17 protein-coding genes are annotated in these 14,385 nt (G+C 29.9%); 16 read left to right on the top strand and 1 reads right to left on the bottom strand.

Features of this window, described 5'->3' with window-relative positions:
* The first annotated feature begins 34 nt into the window (after positions 1 to 34).
* The 16 genes from plsX to rnhB all read left to right on the top strand — a co-directional run bounded on the left by plsX (position 35) and on the right by rnhB (position 13,932).
* Positions 35 to 1,054: a phosphate acyltransferase PlsX gene (gene plsX / locus AC2A4K_RS12005; RefSeq protein WP_322502729.1), complete on the top strand. Its 1,020-nt coding sequence runs from the start codon at positions 35 to 37 to the stop codon at positions 1,052 to 1,054.
* A gap of 76 nt (positions 1,055 to 1,130) precedes the next feature.
* Complete coding sequence (gene acpP / locus AC2A4K_RS12000; RefSeq protein ID WP_322502728.1) at positions 1,131 to 1,361, top strand: acyl carrier protein; 231 nt, start codon at positions 1,131 to 1,133, stop codon at positions 1,359 to 1,361.
* A 98-nt stretch (positions 1,362 to 1,459) separates the two neighbouring features.
* The gene (rnc, locus tag AC2A4K_RS11995) at positions 1,460 to 2,173 is read left to right on the top strand and encodes a ribonuclease III (RefSeq protein ID WP_416173347.1); all 714 of its coding nucleotides are present in this window, start codon (positions 1,460 to 1,462) and stop codon (positions 2,171 to 2,173) included.
* Positions 2,152 to 3,225, top strand: a complete 1,074-nt coding sequence (locus AC2A4K_RS11990; RefSeq protein WP_322502726.1) for an elongator complex protein 3 — start codon at positions 2,152 to 2,154, stop codon at positions 3,223 to 3,225. The genes rnc and AC2A4K_RS11990 overlap by 22 nt, the downstream gene beginning before the upstream one ends.
* A 90-nt stretch (positions 3,226 to 3,315) precedes the next feature.
* Positions 3,316 to 3,411 (top strand): DUF4044 domain-containing protein, encoded by a 96-nt coding sequence (locus AC2A4K_RS11985; protein ID WP_322502725.1) that lies wholly within the window; start codon positions 3,316 to 3,318, stop codon positions 3,409 to 3,411.
* Between the two features lie 16 nt (positions 3,412 to 3,427).
* On the top strand, positions 3,428 to 6,985 hold the full coding sequence (smc, locus tag AC2A4K_RS11980; RefSeq protein ID WP_322502724.1) for a chromosome segregation protein SMC: 3,558 nt from the start codon (positions 3,428 to 3,430) through the stop codon (positions 6,983 to 6,985).
* A gap of 13 nt (positions 6,986 to 6,998) precedes the next feature.
* Positions 6,999 to 7,913, top strand: coding sequence for a signal recognition particle-docking protein FtsY (ftsY, locus tag AC2A4K_RS11975; RefSeq protein ID WP_322502723.1), 915 nt, complete (start codon positions 6,999 to 7,001; stop codon positions 7,911 to 7,913).
* Between the two features lie 205 nt (positions 7,914 to 8,118).
* Positions 8,119 to 8,457, top strand: coding sequence for a putative DNA-binding protein (locus AC2A4K_RS11970; protein WP_322502722.1), 339 nt, complete (start codon positions 8,119 to 8,121; stop codon positions 8,455 to 8,457).
* A gap of 11 nt (positions 8,458 to 8,468) precedes the next feature.
* Complete coding sequence (ffh, locus tag AC2A4K_RS11965) at positions 8,469 to 9,827, top strand: signal recognition particle protein (RefSeq protein WP_322502721.1); 1,359 nt, start codon at positions 8,469 to 8,471, stop codon at positions 9,825 to 9,827.
* A gap of 33 nt (positions 9,828 to 9,860) precedes the next feature.
* A complete protein-coding gene (gene rpsP / locus AC2A4K_RS11960) occupies positions 9,861 to 10,106 on the top strand; it encodes a 30S ribosomal protein S16 (RefSeq protein WP_003458442.1) in 246 nt (81 codons plus the stop codon).
* Between the two features lie 46 nt (positions 10,107 to 10,152).
* On the top strand, positions 10,153 to 10,380 hold the full coding sequence (locus AC2A4K_RS11955) for a KH domain-containing protein (RefSeq protein ID WP_322502720.1): 228 nt from the start codon (positions 10,153 to 10,155) through the stop codon (positions 10,378 to 10,380).
* A gap of 56 nt (positions 10,381 to 10,436) precedes the next feature.
* Positions 10,437 to 10,934, top strand: coding sequence for a ribosome maturation factor RimM (gene rimM, locus AC2A4K_RS11950; protein ID WP_322502719.1), 498 nt, complete (start codon positions 10,437 to 10,439; stop codon positions 10,932 to 10,934).
* Complete coding sequence (trmD, locus tag AC2A4K_RS11945; protein WP_322502718.1) at positions 10,924 to 11,634, top strand: tRNA (guanosine(37)-N1)-methyltransferase TrmD; 711 nt, start codon at positions 10,924 to 10,926, stop codon at positions 11,632 to 11,634. The genes rimM and trmD overlap by 11 nt, the downstream gene beginning before the upstream one ends.
* 118 nt (positions 11,635 to 11,752) lie before the next feature.
* Positions 11,753 to 12,100 carry a 50S ribosomal protein L19 gene (rplS, locus tag AC2A4K_RS11940; RefSeq protein ID WP_322502717.1) on the top strand — a complete coding sequence of 116 codons (348 nt, stop codon included), beginning with the start codon at positions 11,753 to 11,755 and terminating at the stop codon, positions 12,098 to 12,100.
* Positions 12,101 to 12,246: 146 nt separating this feature from the next.
* Positions 12,247 to 13,092 (top strand): ribosome biogenesis GTPase YlqF, encoded by an 846-nt coding sequence (gene ylqF, locus AC2A4K_RS11935; RefSeq protein WP_322502716.1) that lies wholly within the window; start codon positions 12,247 to 12,249, stop codon positions 13,090 to 13,092.
* Between the two features lie 15 nt (positions 13,093 to 13,107).
* Positions 13,108 to 13,932 carry a ribonuclease HII gene (rnhB, locus tag AC2A4K_RS11930; protein WP_322502715.1) on the top strand — a complete coding sequence of 275 codons (825 nt, stop codon included), beginning with the start codon at positions 13,108 to 13,110 and terminating at the stop codon, positions 13,930 to 13,932.
* Here the strand turns inward: rnhB and AC2A4K_RS11925 are convergent.
* A complete protein-coding gene (locus tag AC2A4K_RS11925; protein ID WP_322502714.1) occupies positions 13,927 to 14,295 on the bottom strand; it encodes a YraN family protein in 369 nt (122 codons plus the stop codon). The genes rnhB and AC2A4K_RS11925 overlap by 6 nt on opposite strands.
* Positions 14,296 to 14,385 lie beyond the last annotated feature (90 nt).

Raw genomic sequence — 14,385 nt, 5'->3', positions numbered from 1 at the left:
TTCTTTATATATAGGAAAAAAAGGGGGTAAACTCATGAGGATTGCTGTAGATGGAATGGGAGGAGATCATTCCCCTAATGCAGTAGTTGAAGGGTGTGTTCAGGCATTAGAAGAATTTAAGGATATAGAGATATACATAACTGGTCCAGAAGATCTTTTAAAAGAAGCCTTTTCAAAATTCAAATATGATAAAGAAAGGGTTACTTTTATAGATGCTAAAGAAGTAATAAGTACTAATGAACATCCTGCTATGGCTGTTAAGAAGAAAAAGGACTCAAGTCTTGTTAAAGCTCTTAGACTTGTTAAGGAGAATGAGTGTGAAGCTGTTATATCAGCAGGAAGCACAGGTGCTTTTTTAACTGGATGTACGCTTATTGTAGGAAGAATAAAAGGGGTTGAAAGACCTGCCTTAGCACCAGTTATGCCGGGAAAAAATGGTCCTTTTATGATAATTGATGCGGGAGCTAACGTTGACTCTAAACCTTCTTATTTAGTTCAATTTGCTAAAATGGGTGAGGTTTATTTTAAATCTGTTATGGGAGTTAGTAACCCTAAAATCGGATTGGTTAATATTGGAGAAGAAGAAGAAAAAGGAAACGATCTTACAAAAGCTACTTATCAACTTTTAAAAGAAGAAAAAGATATTAATTTTGTAGGAAATGTTGAACCTAGAGAGGTTTCAACTGGAGATGTTGATGTTTTAGTTTGTGATGGATTCGTTGGAAACACTGTACTAAAAATGTACGAGGGAGTTGCTTCTACAATATTAAGCATGATTAAAGCAGAAGTGAAATCATCATTTTTAGCTAAGTTAGGAGTACCATTTTTAGCACCAGCTTTATTAAATCTTAAGAAAAAAATGGATTATAAGGAATATGGTGGAGCACCGTTTTTAGGTGTAAAGGGAATATGTGTAAAAGCACATGGAAGTTCTGATGCTAAAGCTTTCAAAAATGCAATAAGACAAGCGAAAATATTCCATGAAAATAACTTAATTGGAAAATTAAGTGAGGAAATTGCGAAAAAAAGCTTTGATAATCAAAAAAATATTTAAAAATTACGTAATGCATATTGACTATGGATTTTATATATAATAATATTTTATTAGATTGACTTAGGAGGTGAATTGGATGTTTGATAAGTTAAAAGTAATTATCGCTGATAAATTAAGCGTAAACGAAGATGAAATAACTATGGAGTCAACATTTATAGATGATTTAGGTGCTGATTCTCTTGATATAGTTGAATTAATAATGGCTCTTGAAGAAGAGTTAGAGATGGAAATCCCAGATGAAGATGCTGAGGGCTTCAAGACAGTAGGAGATGTAGTAGAATACATCACAGAACATTCAGAGAAGTAACAAAGTCCCGCATTAAGCGGGATTTTTAATTTAAGTTTATTCTTGAAGTTGTTTCAAAAACAACTTGAAGAATAAACCTTAAGGAGATGGATTTTAAGGTGAAAGAGATAAAATTAACAGAAGTTGAAAAACTCATAGGAATTGAGTTTGAAAACAAAGGGGTGCTTATAACAGCATTAACGCATAGTTCTTATGCAAATCAATTTAAAGATGTAAAATACAATGAAAGATTAGAATTTTTAGGAGATTCAGTTCTTCAGCTTTGTGTAACAAAATATTTATTCAATAATTACAAAGAAAAATCAGAAGGTGAATTAACTAAAATAAGAGCTTTAGTAGTTTGTGAAAGTTCTTTACATAAAGTTTCTATAAAACTATCACTTGGAAAATATATAAGAATGAGTAAGGGTGAGGAGTTAACTGGAGGAAGACAAAGAACCTCAATTCAAGCTGATGCTTTAGAAGCGGTAATTGCAGCTGTTTATTTAGATAAGGGAATCGAGGTTGCAAATGACTTTATATTAAGAAACTTTAAAGAGGTTATAGATAAGGCTATAAACGAAGAGATAATCTTAGACTTTAAGACTAGATTACAAGAAGTTCTTCAAAAAAATGGAGAGGTTAATATTGTTTATAATTTAGTTAAACATGAAGGTCCTCCTCATAGAAGAAAATTCTTTACAGATCTTATGATAAACAATGAGGTCATGGGCGAAGGTGTTGGATATAGCAAAAAAGAAGCAGAGCAAAATGCAGCTAAAGCAGCACTACAAAGGTTAGGTGAAATTAAATGGGAAAAAGACACTATATAATACCTATATTTGTTCCTCATGAAGGATGTCCCCATGATTGTGTTTTTTGTAATCAAGGGAAAATTACTGGGGAGAATAAGGAAATTATATTAGGGCCAAAATACAAGCAAGAGAATAAGGTTGATAGTGATTTTGTAAGAAAGACAATTGAAGAGTATATAGAAACAATTGGAGAAGGTGATAGGGTATTAGAAGTTTCTTTCTTTGGGGGAACTTTTACTGCTATCGATATTAACAAGCAAAGGGAACTATTAGCTGTTGCTAAAGAATATAAAGATAAAAATATAATAGACTATATAAGATTATCTACTAGACCAGATTATATTGATGAGTTTATTTTAGATCATTTAAAGAGCTATAGAGTTGATATAATAGAACTTGGAGTTCAATCTTTAGATAAGGAAGTATTACATAAATCAGGCAGAGGGCATGGTTATGAAGAAGTTCTTAAAGCTTCTAAGCTTATAAGGGAATATGGATTTACTTTAGGTCATCAAATAATGGTTGGCTTACCTGAAGATACTTTTGAAAAAGATATAGAAACAACAAAGGAATCTATAAAAATGAAGCCTGATATATGTAGAATATATCCTGCTCTTACAGTTAAAAATACTCCTATGGAAGATATGTACTTAGAGGGAACTTATAAGCCATATACTCTAGAAGAGGCTGTCTGTATAAGTGCTAAGCTTTATAAGATGTATAAGGAAAATAATATACAGGTTATAAGAATAGGACTTCAGCCAACAGATAATATAGCTTTAGGAAAAGATATAGTTGATGGACCTTTTCATCCTGCTTTTAGAGAATTAGTAGAAAGTAGTATTATAAATGAAAATATCTACAATATACTAAAGGATAAAAGTGGAGAGGTCATTATAAGGGTTAGTAACAGGGCTGTTTCTAAACTTTATGCAGATAAGAAGAGATACTTCAATGAACTTAAGAACAAGGCTAAAAATTGTGAGTTGAAGGTTAAGGTAGAGAATTCTATGGAAGTAGATAAAATTAATATAGAAGTAGAATCAAAAGTATATAAAATAGATTTATAATTTATATGCCTTGGAGTTAATCTCTGGGGCTTTTTTTATTGATATTTTAATTAGCATAATATAAACTTATACCATGAGGAGTGAAGTGTAGTGAGAAAAGATACAAGAGAAAAAGTTATAAAATATACAATTGTTTTTATAATAATATGCTTTTTAGCAACTTTATTACCAGTTATGTTTATGTAAGGATAGGAGTGAATATATGTTTTTAAAATCTCTTGAGATAAGGGGGTTTAAATCATTTGCTGATAAAACGGAATTGAATTTCAAAAAAGGGATAACTGCTATAGTTGGTCCTAATGGAAGCGGTAAGAGTAATGTATCAGATAGCGTAAGATGGGTTTTAGGAGAACAGAGTGCTAAAACTTTAAGAGGTGCTAAGATGGAGGATGTAATCTTCACTGGTACAGAATATAGAAAGCCTATAGGATATGCTCAAGTTTCCTTAACTTTAGATAACTCTTTAGGAGAACTTCCTTTAGATTATTTAGATGTAAAAGTTACTAGAAAATTATTCCGTTCTGGAGAAAGTGAATATTTAATAAATAATTCTCCTTGTAGACTAAAAGATGTGGTAAGCCTATTTATGGACACAGGAATAGGAAAAGAAGGGTATTCGCTTATTGGTCAAGGTAAAATAGATAGTATTCTAAGTGGGAAGCCGGAAGATAGAAGAGCTATTCTAGAAGAAGCAGCAGGAATTGTTAAGTTTAAATCTAGGAAAGTTGAAGCTGAGAGGAAATTAAAAAATACGGAAGAAAACTTAGTTAGAATAAATGATATAATTTTTACTTATGAGGAAAGATTAGGTCCTTTAGAAGAGGAAAAGAATAAAGCATTAAGATATTTAGAACTTTCTAATGAGCTTAAACATAAGGAAATTTCATCTATTATGAGTGAACTTCATAATATTGATGAGGTTATATTAAAGCAAAAAGAAAAGATACAAGATTTAATAGCTTTTAATGATAAGCAAAAAGAAAAGTATAAAGTAGAAAGAGAAAAGATGTTTGCTTTAAAGGAAGAACTAGATTCTTTAGAAAATAGTCATTCTGAAAAGCAAGGAGAGTACTTTGCTAAGAAGGAAGAAATAAATAGAAGCTTAGGTAAGGTAAATCTTTTAAATGAAAGAATTAAGAATATTGATGAATTAGTTCTTAAAAATAAGGCAGAGTTAGAAGAAAACAAGAAAAAACTAAATAGCTTAATGAAGGAAAAGAATTCTATAGAGAAGGATTTTAATTCAAATAAAGATAAATTTGCTAAAGAGTTAGAAGAAATTAATAAGTTAGAAAAGGAAGTTAATGAACTAAATTCTAAACTTATTTCTAAGGAAAAAGAAGTTAAGAAAATAAAAGATGAGGAGTTAGAGCTTTTAAGAAAAGTTTCTTCTTCTAAAAATAAAAAAACAATGTTAGAAAGTGAATTAAATAATTTAAATGAGAAGATTGAATCTTCAAAAAACAAGCAAACAAATTATGATAATTCATTAAAGATAAATTTAGCAACTAAAGTAACTCTTCAAAAAGAACTTCAAAATATTGAAGAGGAGAAGCAAAATAAAGAAAAAGAATTAAGAGAAAAAGAAATCCAGTTTAGAGAGGGACTTAATAGTATTAAGGAAACTCAAAATAAGTTAAACCAAGTTTTATCAAAAGGAAATAAACTTGAAGCTAATAAGGAAATGCTAAACAAGCTAGAAAAGCAGTATGAAGGGTATAATCTTTCTGTAAAGAAGATTATGTCTAGTGTAGATGCTGGACGTGTTAAAATAAATAAGAACAAATGTAAGGTTTTAGGTGAAATCTTAGAAACTAAAGCTGGATATGAAACTGCTATTGAAATAGCTTTAGGTGGAAGTATTTCTAATATAATAACTGAAGATGAAGAAGTAGCTAAAATTCTTATTAACCATTTAAGAGAAAATAAATTAGGAAGAGCTACATTCTTACCATTATCCATAATAAGAGGTAAGAAGTTAGAGCTTAGTAAAAATATTGTTGAAAGTAAAGGATTCTTAGGAATAGCTTCGGATTTAGTGGGATTTAAAGAGGTCTATAAGAATGTAATAAACTATGTATTAGGTAAAACCATAATATGTGATAATATAGATAATGCTATAAAGATTGCTAAAGTGCTTAATTATAGATATAAAATAGTTACCTTATCTGGGGAAGTAGTAAATGCTGGTGGAGCTCTTACTGGTGGTAGTCTTTATCAAAAGAATACAGGTATAATGTCTAGGAAAAATGAAGTTAAATCTTTAGAAGATGAATTAGTTAATGTCAAAAAAGAAGAAAAAATATTAACTAAGGAATTGGAAGAGTTAAATAACATTCAAGAAGATTTAAATATACAGAAGAAAGAAATCACAGATAAGATATATGAAAAGAATCTAGAATTAGCAGATTTAAATAATAAGATTAAAAATGTTAATGATGAAACATTTAAAATAAAAAACTCAATAAAATCTTTAGAATTAGAACTTAAAGATACTGATTCAAGAAAAGCCAAAATAGAGAAAGAGATAGAATTGGTTAATGAAAAGATTAGTCAGGTTGAAAATAAGGAAGTGACTAATTCTCAAAGGGTTAAAGAGTTAGAGAAGAAATGTGAAGAGCTTTCAAAAAATCTTTTTAAGCATAAAGATAAATTAACTAATATGAAAATAAACAAGGCTAAACTTCAAGAAGTTATTGAAGGAAGAGAAAAAGAGGCTTCCAGAATAAATTCTTCGATAGAAGAGGTAGAAAATAAAATTGTTAATCTTACTAAGTACTTAGAAGAGATCAAATCTAATAAGGAAGAAAGTAAGAAGGAAATAATTTCATGTGAAAAGTTTATAAAGAATGAAGAGGGAAATATACTTACTCTTGAAGAAAACTTTAAATCTTTTGAACTTAAAAAAGGTAAGTTGAAAGAAACTATTAACTCTGTAGAAAATGCTTTAGAGGTTCTTTCAGTTGAGATAGCTAGAAAAGAAGAAGAAGTTCATAAGAATGATATAACATATACTAAACAGGAAAATGAAAAAAATATTTTAAATAAGAGACTTTTAGAAGAGTTTAATACAACTTTTGAGGAAGAAAAAAATAGATTTAGGCCTATTGAAGATATTAATTCTCATAAATCAAGAATAACAACTCTTAAAGCTAGAATAACTGGATTAGGTAATGTTAATGTAAATGCTATTGAAGAGTTTAAGGAAATATCAGAGAAGCACAATTTTATGGCTACAGAAAGAGATGACTTAGAAAAGGCTAAGGAAGAACTTTTAAATGTTATAGAAGAGATGACTTCTAAGATGAGAGTAGTATTTAGACAGAACTTTAATATTTTAAATAAATTATTTGATGAAACCTTCAAAGAATTATTTAAGGGTGGTAGTGCAAAACTTGTTTTAGGTGAGGGTGATGAGCTTACAGGAAACATAGATATAAATGTTCAACCACCAGGTAAAAAGCTTCAGAATATAAATCTTATGTCTGGAGGAGAAAAAGTTTTATCTGCTATAGCATTATTATTCTCAATATTAAAGATGAAACCTACACCATTCTGTATTCTAGATGAAATTGAGGCTGCATTAGATGATGCCAATGTAAGAAGGTATGCAGAGTTTTTAGGCAAGTTTAGAGATAATACACAGTTTATAGTAATAACTCACAGAAAGGGTACTATGGAAGCTGCTGATATTATGTATGGAGTTACTATGGAAGAAAAGGGTATATCTAAAATTGTTTCAGTAGACTTAGACAAATAGAGGAGGAGAAAAAATGTTTGGAAAATTATTTGACAAATTAAAAACTGGATTAACAAAAACAAGAGACAACTTAACGGATAAAATAAATGAGGCTTTAAATTTAGCTGTTACTATAGATGATGATATGTATGAAGAGCTTGAAGAGGCTCTTATAATGTCAGATATAGGAATGGATACAACTGTTGAAATAATAGATAGATTAAAAGCTAAGATAAGAAAAGAAAAGATAAATGATGTTGAAATGGTTAAACCAGCTTTAAAAGAAGTTATTGCAGAAATGATGCTAGAAGGTGACTATGAAGAGGAGGAAGAGGATAACGAAAAGAAAGTTATGCTTATCATAGGGGTTAATGGTGTTGGTAAAACTACTTCAATAGGTAAAATAGCTGCTAGAAATAAAAATAATGGTAAGAAAGTATTGTTAGCGGCAGCAGATACATTTAGAGCGGCGGCAATAGATCAATTAGATATTTGGAGTCAAAGAGCTAATGTTGATATAGTTAAACATCAAGAGGGTTCAGATCCAGCGGCTGTTGTATTTGATGCTGTTCAAGCTGCTAAAGCTAGAAATGTGGATTTATTAATATGTGATACGGCTGGAAGACTTCATAACAAGAAAAACCTTATGGATGAGTTAGCTAAAATAAATAGAATAATAGATAGAGAGTTAGGAGATAGAAAAAAAGAAACTCTTTTAGTATTAGATGGAACAACAGGACAAAATGCTGTTATTCAAGCAAAACAATTTATGGAAGCTTGTCCTATTGATGGTATAATATTAACTAAACTAGACGGAACAGCTAAAGGTGGAGTTGTTATATCTATAAAGAATACTTTAAATATTCCAGTTAAGTATATTGGAGTTGGAGAAGGTGTAGATGATATACAAAAATTTAATGCTAAAGAATTTGCAGAGGCATTATTATAATTTAGGTTTTAATTAAAACTTATATTTAATTCTGAAAAAGAATAAAAAAAATGAAAATGTTATTTTTACTGTAGTTTATTTATATTGAGAAGTAGTAATTATCTAGCTTTATGGGGATAATATGAAAAATTATAGGTGTTAAGTAAAAATACTTGACACTTATAAAAATATTTGTTATTATCTTATTCGTGAGCAAGGTGGTTATATGGAAAATAGATTTGAAATATCAATGTTAATAGATTACTATGGAATATTGCTTACGGAAAAGCAGTTTAATGTTATGACCCTTTATTATAATGAAGATTTGTCATTAGCAGAAATTGCTGAAATTAATAAAACCAGTAGGCAAGCAATTTATGATTTGATAAAGAGATGCTGTAAGCAACTACACTCTTATGATGAAAAATTACAATTATCAAAAAAATATGATAAAAGGTATAGAATTAAAGAGGAGCTTATGGCAGAATTAAATAAGAACTTCAATTTGAATGATGATATTAAAAAATATATAAATGAAAAGTTGGAGGAAATTATAAACGCTTAGGAGGGTTAAGCATGGCTTTTGATGGTTTAGCGTCTAAATTACAAGATACGCTTAAAAAGTTAAAGGGTAAAGGAAAGCTAACAGAAAAAGATATAAAAGAAGCCATGAGAGAAGTAAAGCTCGCTCTTTTAGAAGCTGATGTTAACTTCAAAGTGGTAAAAAAGTTTATATCAAGTGTTAAAGATAAATGTGTTGGTGAGGAAGTATTAAATAGTTTAACTCCAGGTCAACAGGTTATTAAGATAGTTAATGAAGAACTAACAACTCTTATGGGTGAAACTGAGAGCAAGTTAAAGTACTCAGATAATGGACCAACAGTGTTCATGTTAGTAGGTCTTCAAGGTGCAGGTAAAACTACTATGGCAGGAAAACTTGCATTACATTTAAGAAAGAAAAACAAAAAGCCATTACTTGTGGCTTGTGATATATATAGACCTGCGGCTATAAAGCAATTACAAGTTGTAGGAAAACAAATAGATATACCAGTATTCTCAATGGGAGATAAGGTTAAGGCAGTTGATATTGCTAAAGCAGCAATAGAACATGCTAAAGATAATGGAAATAATGTTGTTATCATAGATACCGCTGGTAGACTTCATATAGATGAAGATTTAATGCAAGAGTTAAAAGATGTTAAGGAAGTTTCAAATCCTAGTGAAATATTATTAGTTGTAGATGCTATGACAGGTCAAGATGCTGTAAATGTAGCTGAGACATTTAATAATTCATTAGATCTTTCAGGAATAATATTAACAAAGCTAGATGGTGATACAAGAGGTGGTGCTGCTCTTTCAATAAGAGACATTACTGGTAAATCAATAAAGTTCGTTGGTGTTGGAGAAAAGATGAGTGATATCGAAGTATTCCACCCAGACAGAATGGCTTCAAGAATATTAGGTATGGGAGATGTACTTTCTTTAATAGAAAAAGCTCAGCAAGCTATTGATGAGGAAGAAGCAACTAAGTTAAGTGAAAAGATGTTAAGTCAAGAATTTAACTTTGATGATTACTTATCAGCTATGGATCAAATGAAAAAGCTTGGACCTATAAATAAACTTATAGAAATGATTCCTGGTGTGAATTCAAAAGAACTTGAAGGTATTGACTTTTCTCAAGGAGAAAAACAAATGGCTTCAGTTAAAGCAATCATACAGTCAATGACATCTAAAGAAAGAAAACATCCATCTTTAGTTATAGGAAATGGTTCAAGAAAAAGAAGAATAGCTAAAGGCTCTGGTACTACAGTACAAGAGGTAAATAAGGTCTTAAAAGGCTATGAAATGATGAAAAAGCAAATGAAGCAAATGAAATCATTCCAAAAAAATGTTAATAAAAAGGGATTTTTAAATAAACTTCCTTTTATGAAATAAATTGAACACACTTTTGAAGGAGGTGAAAATGTAATGGCAGTTAAAATAAGATTAAGAAGAATGGGTGCTCATAAAGCTCCTTTCTACAGAGTAGTTGTTGCTGATTCAAGAAGTCCAAGAGACGGAAGATTCATCGAAGAAATAGGATACTACAACCCAATCGCTAAGCCAGAAGCTGAAGTTAAAATAGACGCTGAAAAGGCTGCTAAGTGGTTAGGAAATGGTGCTCAACCAACTGATATAGTTAAAAAGTTATTCAACCAAGCTGGTATAAAATAATTTTCCTTAGGGAGGTGGATCTACTTAATTTATTAAGTAGGGTAATATGAAAGAATTAGTTGAAATACTTGCTAAGTCACTAGTAGATAAACCTGAAGATGTTCATGTAAATGAGATCACAGGCGAGCAATCAATCATATTAGAACTAAAGGTATCACCTGAAGATATGGGAAAAGTTATTGGAAAGCAAGGTAGAATTGCCAAGGCTATTAGAACAGTAGTGAAAGCTGCTGCAATTAAAGAAAATAAAAAAGTTGTAGTAGAGATCATTTAAAAAAGAGTTAGGGGAATACCTAACTCTTCTTTTATATACAGAAAAGGGGTGTAGTAATGGACGATTTATTAGTAGTTGGTGAAATAATAAACACTCATGGATTAAGAGGAGAAATGAAAGTTATGCCTCTAACTGATGACATGAGAAGATTTGATTACTTAGAGTATGTTATCTTAAAAGGGAAAAAGGTTAAAGTAGAGGGCGTAAAATACTTTAAAGATAAAGTTATACTTAAATTAGAAGGAATAAACTCAATAGAGGAAGCTGAAAAATTAAAAAGAACTTATTTAGAAATAGAACGTGAAGATGCTATAGAACTTGAAGAAGATGAATATTTCATAGTTGATTTAATTGGATGCACTGTTGTTGATACAGAAGGATTTGAATACGGAAAAATCAAAGATGTTATACAAACTCCAAGTAATGATGTTTATTGGGTTCAAGGAAATAAAGAGATTTTAGTTCCAGTTTTAAAGGACATAGTTTTAGATATTAATATGGATGAAAAATTAATAACTATTAGGCCTTCTGGAGAGTGGCAATATGAAGATTAATATTCTTACCCTTTTCCCAGATATGTTTGATATATTTAAACATAGCATAATAGGAAGAGCTCAAGAAAATGGTTTTCTACATATAGAAACAATAAATATAAGAGATTATACTTTAAATAAGCATAAAAAGGTTGATGACTATCCTTATGGTGGAGGAGCAGGAATGGTTATGACTCCTCAGCCAGTTGTAGATGCTATAAAGGCTGTTAAAGAAAATAATAAGGGTAAAGTTATATTCTTAGGACCAAGAGGAAAAACTTTTAACCAAGAGATGGCTAAGGAGCTTTCTAAAGAAGATAATCTTATTTTTGTCTGTGGACATTATGAGGGAATAGATCAAAGAGTTTACAAATATTTTGATTTAGAAATTTCTCTTGGAGATTTTGTATTAACAGGTGGAGAAATGGCATGTATCCCTGTTGTTGATAGTATAGCTAGATTAGTCCCAGGAGTTTTAGGAAGTGAAGAGAGCTTCCAAGATGAAAGTTACTATGATGGAACTTTAGAATACCCACAATACACTAGACCAATTGAGTTTGAAGGGGAAAAAGTACCAGATGTTCTTATGTCAGGTCATCATGAAAATATAAGAAAGTGGAGAAGGAAGCAGTCCCTTCTTATAACAAAGGAAAGAAGACCTGATATGTTTGAAAAAATAAAACTTTCAAAAGAAGATATAAAATTATTAAAATCAAAATAAATATATTGATTAAAGAATACAAGTATGATAGAATAAACTTCGTGCTAGTACCGGCGGTCCTCTGTCACAGAGTGTGTTAAGAACGTCAAAATTTTTAGATATTAAGGAGGAATGCACAATGAACGAAATCATAAGAGCTATAGAAAAAGAACAAATCAGAGAAGATTTAACTCAATTCAACATAGGTGACACTATAAAAGTTCACGTTAGAATTAAAGAAGGTAACAGAGAAAGAATCCAAGTATTCGAAGGTACTGTTATAAAGAAACAAAACGGTGGATTAAGAGAAACTTTCACAGTAAGAAGAGTTGCTTACGGTGTAGGTGTTGAAAGAACTTTCCCAATGAATGCTCCAATCATCGATAAGATTGATGTTGTAAGAAGAGGTAAAGTAAGAAGAGCTAAATTATTCTACTTAAGAGACAGAGTAGGTAAAGCTGCTAAAGTTAAAGAGTTAACTAGATAATTTAAACATAAACTGGGACTAGTGAATAGTCCCATTTTTTGTTTGTATAAAAATATTAGAATTTTACATTAAACAATATTGATTTAATTTGTTTAAGATAATATATTAGATATAACCTAAAATAAAAAATGGAAGGGTGATTTATTATGGCAATAAACTGGTTCCCTGGCCATATGGTCAAAACGAAGAGAGAAATACAGAACAATTTAAAGCTTGTAGATGCTGTTATAGAGATTAGAGATGCTAGAATACCTAAGTCTTCTAAAAACCCAGATATAGATACATTATGTGCTGGAAAGCCTAGAGTAATACTTCTTAATAAGAGTGATTTAACAGATCCTAAAGTTACTAAGGCTTGGAAGGAAAGCTTAACTAACAATGAAACGGTTGTTTTAGAAGTAAACGCTTTAAAAGGGGAAGGATTAAATGCTATAAAACCTGCTCTTTTAAAATTATTAAAAGAAAAACATGATAGATTAAGAGCTAAGGGATTAGTTAAAATAACTACTAGAGTTATGGTTGTTGGAATTCCTAATGTAGGTAAATCAACATTCATAAATAAAATGGCTAAAAACAATATAGCTAAAACTGGAGATAGACCAGGTGTTACTAAGAATAAACAATGGATAAAAACTAAGTTAGGAATAGAACTTATGGATACACCAGGAGTTTTATGGCCTAAATTTGAAGATGAAATTGTTGGGTTAAACTTAGCTTTCACTGGGGCTATAAAGGACGAAATAATGGATACTGAAGAATTAGCACTTAAACTAGTTGAAAGACTTCAAGAGACAAATCCAGAAGCTTTAATGACTAGATATAAGCTTACGGAGCTTCAAGAAAATCCATTAGATAACTTAGATTCTATAGCTAGAAAAAGAGGAGCTATAATGTCAGGCAATCAAATAGACTACAATAGAATTGCAGGAATAATCTTAGATGAATTTAGAGGCGGAAAAATAGGGAAAATATCTTTAGAAAAACCAGAATAGGAAGCAGGGTTTATTATGGATAATTTAATAAAAGATATGAAAGAAAATTTAAATTCATACTCTTTTAAAGTGGTAAGTGATTTAGTAAAAGAGTTAGAAGTAAATAAAGACAATAAAGCTCAAATAAAAGAACTTGCTGATTTATTAAAAGAGGATAAAAGAAAGAATGTATCATCTTTAGGTACCAGACTAGAGAAAAACTTAAATAATCTTATTAAAGAAGAAGATAGGGTTAAAAACATGTATCTTTTTGATAAGAGTTTTGGAGATTATACTCATGTAGCTGGAGTAGATGAGGTTGGAAGAGGACCTTTAGCAGGGCCTATAGTTTCAGCAGCAGTAATATTAGATTCTAACGATTTAGATGATATAATTCTCTACATAAATGACTCTAAGAAATTATCAGAACATAAAAGGGAAGAGTTAAGTGAAATCATAAAAGAAAAAGCATTAAGCTATTCTATTTCTATGTGTGATAGTAATGAAATAGATGAAAAAGGTATAGGATATTGCAATAATGAAGTATTTATAAAGGCCTGTGAAGGACTAAGTATAAAACCGGATTTAGTTCTTTCTGATGGATATTTAATAAAGAACTTTAATGGTGAGAATAAGCATGTTATAAAAGGTGATACAAAGAGTGCTTGTATAGCTTGTGCTTCAATAATTGCAAAAGTTTATAGAGATAATATTATGAAGGAATATCATAAAAAATATCCACAATATGATTTTGAGAAAAATGTTGGGTATGGAACTAAAACTCATGTAGATGCCTTAAAGGAATATGGTCCTACTGATATACATAGAATGAGCTTTTTAAAAAATATTTTAGAGTTATAATCTAAAGGCATCCTTTAAAAAGTTTAATTCATATTCAGAACCATCAAAATTAAAATTAATTTCAATAACATCAAATCTAATATAATAATTGTAGAGTTTTTTTAGGTGCAGATAATATTTTGAAGCAGCTATTATTCTACGTTGTTTATGGCAGGTTACTGATTCTTTTGGATTTCCAAAAGACTTAGTAAACCTGCTTTTTACTTCTATAAAAGATAAAATTTCATTTCTAAGAGCTATTATATCAATTTCCCCAGAGGAACAATTAAAATTTTTTTCTAAAATTGAATAACCATCTTTTTTCAAAAAATCCACACTGATTTCTTCGCCATACGAACCTATTGATTTGTTATATTTTTTCATTGAATCACCTCATCTAAATTTTTAACAATGAAACATTAATTTAATCACTTAATAGGTTTAATGTTTAAAAAGTTTTTTTATGGACAGTAT

The sequence above is a fragment of the Clostridium sp. LIBA-8841 genome (assembly GCF_057782475.1).
This window is presented reverse-complemented; position numbering and strand designations above follow the sequence as displayed.

Excerpts from the sequence above, each read along its gene's own strand:
- plsX (WP_322502729.1), top strand. The coding sequence starts at position 35 with ATGAGGATTGCTGTAGATGGAATGGGAGGAGATCATTCCCCTAATGCA.
- acpP (WP_322502728.1), top strand. The coding sequence starts at position 1,131 with ATGTTTGATAAGTTAAAAGTAATTATCGCTGATAAATTAAGCGTAAAC.
- AC2A4K_RS11990 (WP_322502726.1), top strand. The coding sequence starts at position 2,152 with ATGGGAAAAAGACACTATATAATACCTATATTTGTTCCTCATGAAGGA.
- smc (WP_322502724.1), top strand. The coding sequence starts at position 3,428 with ATGTTTTTAAAATCTCTTGAGATAAGGGGGTTTAAATCATTTGCTGAT.
- ftsY (WP_322502723.1), top strand. The coding sequence starts at position 6,999 with ATGTTTGGAAAATTATTTGACAAATTAAAAACTGGATTAACAAAAACA.
- AC2A4K_RS11970 (WP_322502722.1), top strand. The coding sequence starts at position 8,119 with ATGGAAAATAGATTTGAAATATCAATGTTAATAGATTACTATGGAATA.
- ffh (WP_322502721.1), top strand. The coding sequence starts at position 8,469 with ATGGCTTTTGATGGTTTAGCGTCTAAATTACAAGATACGCTTAAAAAG.
- rpsP (WP_003458442.1), top strand. The coding sequence starts at position 9,861 with ATGGCAGTTAAAATAAGATTAAGAAGAATGGGTGCTCATAAAGCTCCT.
- AC2A4K_RS11955 (WP_322502720.1), top strand. The coding sequence starts at position 10,153 with ATGAAAGAATTAGTTGAAATACTTGCTAAGTCACTAGTAGATAAACCT.
- rimM (WP_322502719.1), top strand. The coding sequence starts at position 10,437 with ATGGACGATTTATTAGTAGTTGGTGAAATAATAAACACTCATGGATTA.
- trmD (WP_322502718.1), top strand. The coding sequence starts at position 10,924 with ATGAAGATTAATATTCTTACCCTTTTCCCAGATATGTTTGATATATTT.
- rplS (WP_322502717.1), top strand. The coding sequence starts at position 11,753 with ATGAACGAAATCATAAGAGCTATAGAAAAAGAACAAATCAGAGAAGAT.
- ylqF (WP_322502716.1), top strand. The coding sequence starts at position 12,247 with ATGGCAATAAACTGGTTCCCTGGCCATATGGTCAAAACGAAGAGAGAA.
- rnhB (WP_322502715.1), top strand. The coding sequence starts at position 13,108 with ATGGATAATTTAATAAAAGATATGAAAGAAAATTTAAATTCATACTCT.
- AC2A4K_RS11925 (WP_322502714.1), bottom strand. The coding sequence starts at position 14,295 with ATGAAAAAATATAACAAATCAATAGGTTCGTATGGCGAAGAAATCAGT.